The following is a 12,500-nucleotide window of genomic DNA, read 5'->3' as shown; positions in this document are numbered from 1 at the left end:
TTCAAGTTTCGTTTTTCTTACTCTAGTTCAATTTCTCCAGAAAGAAGTTTTGGGAGTAGAGTGTCTCTAAGTTCTTTTAAAGTTTCGTTTTCTTTCTTCAAACTATTTATATTCTTTAATAAAGAGTCATTGATAGCATTAAACTCTAGCATTATTTTTTCTGCTGGAAAAATCACTTTATTTTGATAGGCTACATTTCTATTTAACCCTGGTACAGCTGAATCTGAAATGAGATTGCTAAAATCCTGATTTTTTAAAATTAGTAATGTAAAACCCATTGATAAATTTTCAAGCTTAGGTTTAATCCAAAAAGTTGTATCAATTGGAAAGCTATTTTCTTCGGAATAGTAAATAGAACCAACTGTTCCTTTTCGTCCAACAATAATAGATGGACCTTTTATTAAATATTCATTGTGATAACCAACTACTCCACCAGAACCATATACAGGATACTTTCCATTTAAACGATTTTCTTTCTTTAAAGCTTTCCCATATTCGAAGGTGACTAAATCTCCAAGATTTTTTACTTCCCATCCTCCTGGAATTTCACCTAGTTCACTCTCTATCATTTTTCCACCATTTGATTTGTAAGGATTTCCCTTTTTATCTGGAAATTCAAAATTAATGAACCAATGGTTGAAAAGAGTTTCTACTATTTCTTCTAGAGTAATAATTATTTTTTGATTAATATCTATTCTTTTGGATAACGGATTCAATATATTTACAATTTTTTTTTGATTTTCTACTGAGGGCAAAAATAAAGGTAACTCTCCATAAATCTTAGCATTTATATTTTTCCGAGTACTACCAGAGCTAAATCCCCCAACCCATCCCCAGTATTCACTTGACATACAATAATATTTAACATATTCAGGGAATACTTTTTCAGGGTTTAACGAGAACTTAATAAGGAAACCCGCATATACTAATTCACCATCTGCAGGATTATAAAAGTAATTTTTTCCAGTACTATTCCCTGTTCTAGCAAAAACAATATCATTTTCTTTCAGAATATATTTTTGATAATTCTTATCATCTACACTTTTTAATTCTAAAAAATTGATACTGCCATCGTCATTAATATCTGTAATTCTAAGGTATTTTGGGAGTTTTTCATTAAAATCAACTGCTGATGCTCCAATCCCATACGCCCCTCTATTTTTAATAGAAATATCTTTAAGAAAAACTTTTTTAAATTTCATACCCTATTCCTCCTAGGGCCTTTTTCACTTCTTCTTCTAATTTGTGTGATTCACTCAATTGGTTTGAAAGCATAGTTGTTAAACGTTTCATTCTTACCTCAAAGGGTTCCTCGTCTTCTTCTATTTGCTCAAAACCTACATACACACCTGGAGATAAGCTCCAGTCTTTTGATTCAATGCTGTTTTCTCCATGAACTGGAACAACGCTACATAATCCTGCTATATCCTGATACATTCCTTCTGGGAATTGTTCATTGACCCAATTTAGTTGTTTTTGCCAATATTCCTTTTGGTCATCATTTAAGTCAATATTTTCTTGATACCAGTTTTTGAGTTCTTCATATTCTTGGGCATTTTCTTCATACAACCTTGTAATCAAAGAAAGATTTTTGATATGTGCTTCATCAAATTTACGGTGTGCACGATCTACCTGTGTATATAATTCTTTTTTATCTGCATTAATAAACAAAATTTCTTCATGTTTCTTTGATTTATCAAAAAACCATAGAGTTGCTGGTAAAGTTACTGTATTAAACATATTCGAAGGTAACACAACAATTTGTGAAACATGGCCACTTTCTAACAATCTTCTTCGTATTTCTTTTTGTTCCCCATCTCCAACTGTAGATGCACCATTTGGCATAACTAATGCTGCTTTTCCATCTTTTTTTAAAGCAGTGGCAAATTGATTAATCCATAAATAATTGGCATTAGGTACTTTCTCTATATCATCTTTTTTACTAGAATTTCTTGGAATGCCATATTCATTGAATCTTTTTTGATTACATACCCGTTCATACTCAACACCTCTTACATTAAATGGGGGATTGGCAAAAACATAATCAAACCTTTCATAGCTATTATAGGGATCTTCATAAAATGAATTGGCTTGAGTAATATCTCCATTCATGTTATGAAGTAATAAATTCAATTGAGCTAATTTTACAGTCGCCGGTTCTTTTTCAACACCATAAGCTCTTAAAGCATTGGGACCATAGCCATGCTTTTTCGCGTAAAGAGCTGATTGAACAAACATTCCTCCTGAGCCACATGCAGGATCTAATATTCTACCTTTTTTTGGTTGAACAACTTCTACCATATACTGAACTACTGATGCTGGAGTATAAAAGACACCGCCACCTTGTCCTTCAGCCATAGCAAATTTCCCAAGAAAATACTCATAGATTTCTCCAAAAATATCGACTGAGCCCTCTGTTGGAATATCTTTGAAATTCTTAAGTAGATTTTTCAAATTACTTGCAGGTATTTCTTTGTATTTTTCTTTAGGTAATGTTCCTTCTTCTACGGAAGATGCGTATCTTTCCATTTCATTCATTGCATTTACAATTGCTGGTGCGATAACATCTTCTTTTTCTGGAAGATTTAATAAATAATCATACCTTGCGTCATCTGGCACATAAATTCCTGCTAATTCAAGAGCAATTTCACTTTTATTTGCTGAAATACGTGTACTTTTTTGTCTTTTTTCAAATTCTTCTTCAATAGCTTTTTCAAATTTTTTATATTTAGCGTCAGCAAAACGCAAAAAAATTAGCCCTAAAATGGGTTCAGCATAATCATGGGCACTTAAATTAGAGTTGGCACGCATATCAATCGCTGTCGTCCAAAGATCGTCTTTCAGTTTTTTTAATTCTTTATCATTCAATTTCTGTTGCTCCTTCATCTATAAAACATGTTTAATTATTTATATACGTAGTCAAGTAAATTATATATGAAAGCAATGTAAAAGTATACTTTTCAGTGTATTTATAGTTAATCATTACCTGTCTTGATGGAATCTATTGTATATACATCATTATCCCAATCTGAACTCAGTAAATAAGCCATTCTTAATATCTTAAAGAATGACTTTTTTCAATATTTTTTATCTGTTATTTCAACACCTAGCTTTATTCCTAAAAAGATTTCAACATTAACAAAATATGTTCTAGTTGTTCACTTTCATACCCCATCAATCTTTTATTAATTTCTTTTAAATAATACTCTTTTGAACGAGTTTCTCGAAGAAATTCTTCAACGGTGACATCTAAATAGTCGCAAATAACATATAACATTTGAATGGAAGGTGTAACACGCTCATTTTCAATAGAATTGATATAATTATCACTTTGTCCAATTGCCAAACTCATTTCTCTAGCACTAACGTTTTTCCTAGAGCGAAAGTAGCTTAGCTTTTTAGATATAAAACGTTTAAGTTCTGATTCATGCATTTTATCACTCCTCTTTCACACACAATTTTACAACATAAAAACCAAAATTTACGAGTTATAAAAACCAATTTCTATTGAAATTCATTTTTATAAAGTGTATAATGTTCATAAGGCATATTTAAAAAGGGTAATCGCCTTTTATCTCAATCATACTAAAAAATAGGAGGATACAAAACATTGGAAAAAGAAAAGATTACAGTAATAACCCAAAACAAGCAACCCATCAAACAAATTTCTTACCAAGACATGTATGCTATGAAAGATACTCTGGAACAACTTGAATCATGGACGGATATTTTAATGGTCGTAGATAAACACTTTGCCAACAGAAAACTACCCCTAGACAAGAAAAAAATTGCCAGAGATTACTACTCTTTATCTCAAATTTTTGGTTCATTTATGGATGATTTTTCAACCTGTATTGACCGATTAGAAACACAACTGGATCAATTAATGAAAAAAGAAAAAGTGAAAATCTCTCAATAATTCAATTATTATTTTATGAGTTCTTCGAACATTGAAAGATCTAGCTAATAAACGAAGCCAACAGCTATGTTAAAACTACATAATAGCTGTTGACTTCTTTTATTGCATTAATACATGTAAAATATCATTTTATTCGTTTCACACAATTAGGTAAGATAATCCTTTGTTTTATCCATATCGCTTCATGTCGAACCTTCCAACACTGCTTTAACCCAACGATTCAAGAGTCAGCTTACAAATTTCAACTTTAATCAATAGCTCTTTTCAACTCGTCAATCTCTAATGGTGAAAGAACCGTTGAAAGATTTGCATGACCTGCAAGTCTTTTCTTTGATTCCAAAGGTAATTGTTGCATGACACTTAATAAAGTACGACTGCCAAAATAACTTTTTTCAATTTTTGCATTTTCTAGCAATAAAAAGAACAGTTTAATCAATAAATCTTTTTTCTCGCTGTTTTTTTGTTCTTTAAGACTATCAGGAAGGGAATGAATGTTCACTTTCCCTGTATAATCAGAAATATTTTCTTCAAATACCTGTAAAACCTTTTCTCCTTTAGATAATACAGTGCTGTCTTCCTCTAAATAATAAAGAATGTCTCTTCCAAAGTCACCTTCCTTATCATGCAGCATTATTTCTCGAAGCCACTCCTCTTCATACTCAAACTCAAATTTGCTTTGAAGAATAAAAGAGAGCATCCAAGAAAAATTGATGTTATTCCAATTTATCTCTATTTCTTCATCACTAGGATTTATCTTAGATAGAGCAAGCAAGAACAGATTATTTTGATTCGCATTATTCACATAGCCTTTTTTCAGTAATTCTTGACCTATAAGCTTAAATTTATCTAAATCCCCTTGCTTGAATCCGCTTATTGAAAAAGAATAGCCTTGGAAAGTATTGATCGTAACATTTTCTAAATCTACTGAATTGTCAGTTGTTGTCAAAGCTCCCAGCGTAAATTCTCTAAATTGATTAAAATTAACATTAGCTACAATCTCATTAATTACACCACGTTTAGACTTGTCCTTTTTGTTTAGTAATATCAGTATATCCAAATACCTTCCTAACTCAGTATTCATAAAATCATCACGTTCAATCAATTCAGGTCTTTCTTTATTTGTATACACATAGTTATAACTAAGCTTATTAACCTCAACTTGAAATAGCTTTTCAAACGCTTTATGTTCAAATTCTTTTTTAGAAATCAACTCTTGAAAGAAGAATTTTTCTTCCCAACTAAAGCTATCTAAATTGAATTTTTCTAAAAATATATTTAAAGCCTTATCTTTTAGATCAGAATTATAATCATCCGTTAAAATTTTGAGAAAAAGTCTGTCAAATTTTGGATATAGAAGTGACCCCTTATCAATAATTAGCTTTTCTATTTTTTGCGAAACTACATCATCTTTTTTCAATACATTTAACAAATAATTAGAAGTTTCTTTATTGGTTTTTTCAGAATAAAAGTCTTCTCTCTGTGAAAATGACTCATCTTGACTACCTAATAAAATCTCCAAGATTGATTCTTCATTTTCCTTAAGAATCTGACTACTGTCTATAAATGAACGAGGATGAACAATGCTAGCAGGTCCTGATTCAATCGCATTTTCATAAACTTCAAGAACGTCCTCTCCTATTTCTGTTCTATGATTTCTTGCAAATTCATTTAGCTCAGTTCCAAAAGCAGTGTCATTAAAATCAATTGTAGCTATTAACTTGTTAACAATAGGGCTAGGCAATTGCTTTTCATTATCAAAATTAACTAGCATTCGTTGAAATAGGCGAGTTTCCAATAAGAGTTCGGGGAAATTCTCTAAAATAAACGTTTCTTCGAACAATAATTTTTCGTCTAGAAGGGAATTATATATAATTTTTATTAACCCATCCATTGAAACAATTTCATTAAATGACCAATAGAGATATATTCCTTCTTCTTTTAGTGACTCGATAATTGGCATAATCAATTCACTTCTAAGATTAATTTTAAGACTTTGTTCACCGTAAAAAATATTTCTATGATGTGAGTTTTCTTGCTGAAATTGCTCACTTAACCAATATCCCATCAAATCTGAATCTTCAGAAAAAGATGTATTAACTAACGATTGGTTTTGTGCCAGATGTCTTCTTACTTCATTCATATCTTCTTTTGAGATATTATCTGAGGTCGGAAGTTGTTTATATACTTCAAAAAGATCTTGGCAGTAAATGTTTAGTTTTTCATCCTTAAAAATTCCAATAATTATTTTGAGTTGTTCAGTGTCCATCTCATTAAAATTTTTACTAACCATATTCCAAAAACTACTGATATTACTAATTTTCTTCAATATAATCTGACTACGTAATGTAATTTTTAAAATCTTTTTTTGTAAATCAATATCATCAGTTTTAAAAATATCGGATAAATATCGTTCATCTTCTGAATATTTTTCAAGTGTTTTCTGATAAATTTCATTATCGGTTGATATACTATGAAGTATCGACCAATCCTCACTAGACTTAGACACTTCTAATTTTTTCTGAACGGCACTTACCATTTTCTCTACTTCTTTTGGTAAATCATCATAATTATCACCATACCAAAAAATGGTTGTATGATTATTTTTTTGATAAGTTTGATTATAAAGATTTCTAAACTCTGGAGATTCATTCGGCTCTGCTTTCATCATAGCAAAATTTTTAGATGTTGCTGGTAGTAAGGATAAAATCTCTTCTTCTTCCATACTACTTCCAAGAAATAAGACAATAGGTTGTTTTGTTTCAAACCATGTTCTGAAATTCTGAAATTCCTGTGTCTCTTTTAAATATTGCCGAGAATAATCCAAGGATGAATTAACAAAATAATTTCCTTCTGTAGTTCCATGTAAATGCAACACATCACCAGATATTAGCCTGCTACTCCAACCAGTAAATTCATGTAGATTATTTATAGTTTTAAATGCATCTTTCTGCTTGATACGTTTCAAATGTTTCTCAATTTCGAAATCATAATTTGACGTTATAAAGATTGGATCTAATTTTATCAATTCAACCAACACACTATTTTCTAAATAATTTGGTACAACCTCTTTAAAAAAATATTTTTCAAAATTAAGCTTTACATCATCAAAGTCTTCTCCTAAAATACCATGCAACAAAGTATGTAATAAATCAATCTTTCTTTTGGGGCCATTATTCGATTTCAAGATTTCATCAAATTGCGAGAGTAATTTACTTGAAACTTTTACCTTTTCCCCCATAACATGTTGTATATTGAATTGCCAAAAATGAATTAATTTTTCAATGTACCCATTCCAATTAGGGTAGCCTTGCGAAAGTGAAATACCTGCTCCTATAAAAACAACTAGATTAAAGTTTTTTACTGCTCCTGCTAATGAATCAACTAACTCATTAAATTCGTTTTCTGTATAATAGTTGCTCATAATAATCTCCTGTCTTACTGCAATCATTTAGTTATCAACATCTTTGGATGTGATTGCTAAATATTATTTATCAATTTTCTTCAATAACTCTAACACTTTTTTGCAGTACATATAATTATCTCTATTATACCAAACTTTTTATTTATCAACATATATTCACCCAAGGACAATTTACAAGTTCATTAGGATAGAAAAATATTTATTCTAAAAAATGCCCATTGGTGCTAGTTTTCGAATATTAAAAAAACTAGGAATACCTAAGTAACAGCATTCCTAATTTCTATTTTATTGTTATCTTACACTGCCTTCCATTTATTAATTAACTTGATTTGATTAGGAATGACAAAACTTACAACAATAATTTACAACTACTTTAATTTCTTTAGCTTATTATTTGATACTTTAGATGTCGACTATTTTGATTTATATCTATTACATCGAGAACTAAATCCTTTAGAATCAACTTTTTCAGCTAAATCCTTTAATTCGTTAAATTTTGTATCGGAGAGATCATTTAAATATATAGAGCTATAACTAATTTTTAGCAACGACATATTATCAATAAATTGTTGACAAATCTTACATGGGGAGTATCTAATAAATAATCTGATAGGTTTATTTTGGTTGATGGCAAATGATAACAATTTTGTTTCACAACAACTAAACATTCTTTTTTTTCGAGTTAGCTCAATTTTATATTCTCTTTTTCCAGTTGTTATAACTGAATTTTTTTTGCAAAATTTAAAACACTCATCTCGTCTGAATCTGTCAAAACCTCTAGGATCTCTCTCAAGAAAATTAGTTAAAAACATTTCTTCTCGAATAAATTTTATATGATTTACATATTTTTTGCCTTCAATATAAAATCTAGTAGAGTCTTCAATTTCTATTCTCTCGTATCCTCCGAAATATTGTCTCATTATATATTCGAATTCTTTCATAAAATCATTATCAAAATAACCACTAATTGAATATCTTTTTGTCTTATCAATTAACATTGTTGCAAAGCACTTATTATAATCTTTTAAACTATACTCAGAATTACTTTTATCATAAATAATCTTTTCAATAAACTTAGGAATATCAAATTCTGTTTTCTCTGCAGCTGTTGTAAAAGTCCCCAGTGATAAAGCAGATACATTTTTAAGAAGCATTACAGATTGTATATCACTTTGCCTATCCCTGTATATATCATCAATTAATGTTAACGTTTCATTTGAATTAAATTTTTCTATTTGATTAAATCTATCAGTTTCAATTGCAGTTTCAATTTGTAGAAGCTTAACTACGTTTTTATATTTTTCTGAATCTATAGCAAAAAATAATCTGTACACTAGATGTTGAATCCATAGTTCTTTTAATATTTCTAAAGGTAATTCATTTAATATTTCATTTGTGTAAATAGTTGCAGTTTTATATCTGGATTTTATTTCTGCCTGTCTATATTTATTAAACTCTAAAAGTTTATTGATAAGTTCCATTTTTTTATATTCATATTTGAAATTATCGTCTATTTCTAAAGTACTATTTATTTCCTCAAAAGCAAATCTCTTAAACAATACTAAATTTCTATGATTATTATCCAATTTTTCCATTTTAGATAATACTTCTTTTTCAATTTTTTTATTATATTCATTATTATAGAATTCCAGTAATGATATTGGATAAAATAATTCTTGTAAAATAATATCTTGATTATATTGATTTTTATATTCTTCCGTATTCAATCTCTTTTTTAAAATATAAAAATTGATAGGATACATTATAACACTCCTTTTTTTACAAGTTCAATTCAATTATATTAAAAAAACATAGCCTATTAAGAGTATGTTTGAAATATACTTGCACAAACTAACTAAATCCACCACGCCATTATTTTTATAAAAGTATTTGCACTTTAATTCTTTTATCATTATAAATAATCAACATATCTAGATTTTCATCATATTCTATAACGTTGTAATCAGTTGAAAAAACACTATATAGATCATATTCTGACTTAAAAAATCCCTGTCTTTTTTATCTTCACCAGCGCCAAAATCGATAAAAACATTATACCAATTAGTTTCCATTTCAACTCTTAACCATAATTGCCTCTAAATAATGAATTAAATCCCTATTTATTTTGAACAATAACAGTCTTTACTTGTATTTGCTTCGATAATTTTCCTTCATCTACTAACTTATTTAATACAACAATATTTCCAGACATTTTTTCACTCCTTTTTTATTAGCTAACTTATAGCAAAAAGAAATAGCATATAACAATATGTTATAAATAAATTTTATTAGAATAATTGACCATCACTATCAGTTTATTTTTACAGTTATATTTCGAAATATTCTGGATAGAGTTTTAAAAACGTTTCTCTAACTTTCTTACCTAACTCACAGTATTTAGTATATAATTCAGCCTCTTCTTCTTGAGATAAACTTTCCTCGACAATATAGATAAGATAAGTTGCTTGCAGAATATCGGGCTCATAAGTAACTAATTTCTGTACCTTTAAATCAGAATCTGATTTTCTTAATTTTTCCATAAAATTTGTCACATTAGTTTTTGCATGCATAAAAGAGTCATCCAATATAGTCACATAACCTTTTTCAATAAGTAAATTATAACGTTCTTCATCAGTTAATCCTTTTATATCCATAATTAATCCAGCTCCTTTTACTTCTAGTATACCAAAAAAATACTAATTAAAGTGAGCTTTTAAGAGAGGACACTATACAAATATGATATATCCTCAAAATACATATATAATAAGACTTCTGAGTGATTTAAGCAGTATTAAAAGATCTGTATCTGTTAGATTTTGGCGATGTTTAAGATTTAGTATTTCATTCTTTTTAGAGACTCCAAAACCTCTAATTACTTCTCTTCTTGGAAGCTATTTAGATTCTAAAAAGTATGATATAGTAAAGTCAAAAAGAATTGAAATTATAGCTTTACGCTATACGAGTGACATTACCTAGAACAATTGGAATTTAATTGTTCGGAGTTGAACAATTAAAAAAGCAAACGAACCGCGAACCTTAGACTTGTATGATTGCTTCTCTGCTGTCCTATTCATTGCAGTCTTTTGTTTAAATCTGGTGCCACCATTGACCAAGTGCAAGAAGGTTGGTCCATAAAGATATTAAAACTACTATGAACATTTATACTCATGTCACAGAAAAAGTCAAAGTAGAAACTGAGCAAAAATCCAACCAATATGTTAACTTTTAGACAAGGGGATATGAATGAATAAATCAATAATACTTAATGATATTGAACAAATGATAAAAACAAAATATATTGATCCACTAGCAAAGATTAAGTTTTCCAAACTAAATGATCACTTTAATAACAAGAAAGTTCTCGGAGTTTACTTTGTTTTTAATGAAAAAAATGAATTAATATACGTGGGACAATCTGGAGCAAATAAAAACTCTGACTCATCATGGGGATTAAAGAACAGAATAAATCAGCACTAATCTCAAAGTGATCGTGGGGCTAAAAATTTTGGAGTTAATCCCGATTATGTGAGAGATAATTATTTTTTCTCATATATTTCTTTAACTGAAAAAAAATGATAAAAGAACTAGAAATTTTTTTCATTGGCATCTTTTCAAGAGTTTTAAGGTTTAATAAGAACCATATAATCAAAATTTTTAGTTAATGGCTACAAACTCACATTTTAAGCAAAATAAAAAGCTAGAATCCTTATATATCAAGGATTCTAGCTAATATAACAGGTTTAACCTACACTGCCTTCCATCTCATAACTAATCAATCGATTCAACTCAACCGCATACTCCATCGGCAATTCCTTCGTAAACGGCTCCACAAATCCCATAACGATCATCTCAGTCGCTTCAACCTCAGTCAATCCACGACTCATCAAGTAATAAAGCTGTTCTTCCGAAATTTTCGAAACTTTCGCTTCATGCTCCAACGCTACTTGACTGTTATGAATCTCATTAAACGGAATCGTATCCGACTTCGATTTATCATCCATAATGATCGTGTCACACTCAATATGTGAAATCGAACCAGCACTATCTTTCCCAAACGTTACTTGACCACGGTAATTCACTTCTCCGCCGTCTTTAGCAATTGATTTAGAAACAATCGAACTTGAAGTGTTTGGCGCATTATGAATCATTTTCGCCCCTGTATCTTGGATTTGGTTTTCCCCAGCAAATGCAATCGAAAGCATTGTGCCGCGAGCACCTTTTCCGTCTAGATAAACACTTGGGTATTTCATCGTTGTTTTGGCACCTAAGTTACCATCGATCCACTCAACGGTTGCACCTTCGTATGCTTTGGCACGTTTTGTTACCAAGTTATAGACGTTATCTGACCAGTTTTGGATCGTTGTATAACGTGTATAGGCATCTTTATGTGTAAAGATCTCAACGATTGCTGCGTGTAAGCTATTGCTTGTATACGTAGGTGCTGTACAGCCTTCTACGTAGTGAACACTTGCACCTTCATCCACAATAATCAGTGTACGCTCAAATTGTCCTGTGTTTTCCGCATTGATTCGGAAGTATGTTTGTAATGGTACATCCACACGAACCCCTTTTGGCACATAGATAAACGTTCCACCAGACCAAACCGCTGAGTTTAGTGCAGCCAATTTGTTATCTGTTGGTGGGACTAATTTTGCAAAGTATTTTTTGAATATATCTGGGTATTCTTTCAACGCTGAATCAGTATCTGTAAAGATGATTCCTAATTTTTGGAATTCTTCTTTCATATTGTGGTAAACCACTTCTGATTCATATTGCGCTGAAGCTCCAGCTAGATACGCACGTTCTGCTTCTGGAATTCCGATTCTTTCAAAGGTTTCTTTGATTTTATCTGGTACATCGTCCCAATCACGAGCGGGTTTGTCACTGGCTCTTTGGAAATATTTAATTTTTTCAAAATCGATATCAGATAAATCAGGTCCCCATTCTTGCATAGCCATTTTATTGAATTGTTCCAATGACTTTAAACGGAACTCTAACATCCATTCTGGTTCTTCTTTCTTACGTGAAATTTCTCTAACGACTTCCTCTGTTAGTCCATTTCCCGTACTGAAAATTGGTTTCACATCATCATGAAAACCAAATTGATATTCTTCTAACTCAGGTACAGTACTCAAATTATCTCACGCTCACTTTCTTAGG

The 12,500-nt window shown here is 30.2% G+C and carries 9 protein-coding genes and 1 pseudogene; 3 read left to right on the top strand and 7 right to left on the bottom strand.

The window, feature by feature from the left end; genetic code table 11:
* Positions 1-17: 17 nt before the first annotated feature.
* From JZO69_RS04545 to JZO69_RS04535, 3 genes are all read right to left on the bottom strand, one after another.
* A complete protein-coding gene (locus tag JZO69_RS04545) occupies positions 18-1,202 on the bottom strand; it encodes a restriction endonuclease subunit S (protein ID WP_207111702.1) in 1,185 nt (394 codons plus the stop codon).
* The gene (locus JZO69_RS04540; RefSeq protein WP_207111701.1) at positions 1,192-2,868 is read right to left on the bottom strand and encodes a class I SAM-dependent DNA methyltransferase; all 1,677 of its coding nucleotides are present in this window, start codon (positions 2,866-2,868) and stop codon (positions 1,192-1,194) included. The genes JZO69_RS04545 and JZO69_RS04540 overlap by 11 nt, the downstream gene beginning before the upstream one ends.
* 250 nt (positions 2,869-3,118) lie before the next feature.
* Positions 3,119-3,433, bottom strand: coding sequence for a helix-turn-helix domain-containing protein (locus JZO69_RS04535; protein ID WP_207111700.1), 315 nt, complete (start codon positions 3,431-3,433; stop codon positions 3,119-3,121).
* A gap of 177 nt (positions 3,434-3,610) precedes the next feature.
* Between JZO69_RS04535 and JZO69_RS04530 the strand changes: the two genes are divergently transcribed.
* Positions 3,611-3,919 carry a hypothetical protein gene (locus JZO69_RS04530; RefSeq protein ID WP_207111699.1) on the top strand — a complete coding sequence of 103 codons (309 nt, stop codon included), beginning with the start codon at positions 3,611-3,613 and terminating at the stop codon, positions 3,917-3,919.
* A gap of 247 nt (positions 3,920-4,166) precedes the next feature.
* Here the strand turns inward: JZO69_RS04530 and JZO69_RS04525 are convergent, their stop codons facing one another.
* From JZO69_RS04525 to JZO69_RS04515, 3 genes are all read right to left on the bottom strand, one after another.
* Positions 4,167-7,340: an SIR2 family protein gene (locus tag JZO69_RS04525; protein WP_207111698.1), complete on the bottom strand. Its 3,174-nt coding sequence runs from the start codon at positions 7,338-7,340 to the stop codon at positions 4,167-4,169.
* A gap of 413 nt (positions 7,341-7,753) precedes the next feature.
* Positions 7,754-9,103: a hypothetical protein gene (locus JZO69_RS04520; RefSeq protein WP_207111697.1), complete on the bottom strand. Its 1,350-nt coding sequence runs from the start codon at positions 9,101-9,103 to the stop codon at positions 7,754-7,756.
* A gap of 564 nt (positions 9,104-9,667) precedes the next feature.
* Positions 9,668-9,994, bottom strand: a complete 327-nt coding sequence (locus JZO69_RS04515; protein WP_207111696.1) for a hypothetical protein — start codon at positions 9,992-9,994, stop codon at positions 9,668-9,670.
* Positions 9,995-10,411: 417 nt separating this feature from the next.
* Here JZO69_RS04515 and JZO69_RS16905 point away from each other — a divergent pair.
* Together JZO69_RS16905 and JZO69_RS04510 are read left to right on the top strand one after the other, a co-directional pair.
* Positions 10,412-10,569: pseudogene (locus tag JZO69_RS16905) on the top strand (site-specific integrase); the annotation flags it as partial.
* 14 nt (positions 10,570-10,583) lie between these two features.
* Positions 10,584-10,817, top strand: a complete 234-nt coding sequence (locus JZO69_RS04510) for a GIY-YIG nuclease family protein (protein ID WP_207111695.1) — start codon at positions 10,584-10,586, stop codon at positions 10,815-10,817.
* 263 nt (positions 10,818-11,080) lie between these two features.
* Here JZO69_RS04510 and sufB read toward each other — a convergent pair whose 3' ends face one another.
* Complete coding sequence (gene sufB / locus JZO69_RS04505; RefSeq protein ID WP_010772886.1) at positions 11,081-12,475, bottom strand: Fe-S cluster assembly protein SufB; 1,395 nt, start codon at positions 12,473-12,475, stop codon at positions 11,081-11,083.
* Positions 12,476-12,500: the final 25 nt, after the last annotated feature.

It is taken from the genome of Candidatus Enterococcus ikei (assembly GCF_017316105.1).
Classification (GTDB): Bacteria; Bacillota; Bacilli; order Lactobacillales; family Enterococcaceae; genus Enterococcus_L; species Enterococcus_L ikei.
Note: the sequence above shows the minus strand (reverse complement) of the source record. Positions and strands in the feature narration are given on the sequence as shown.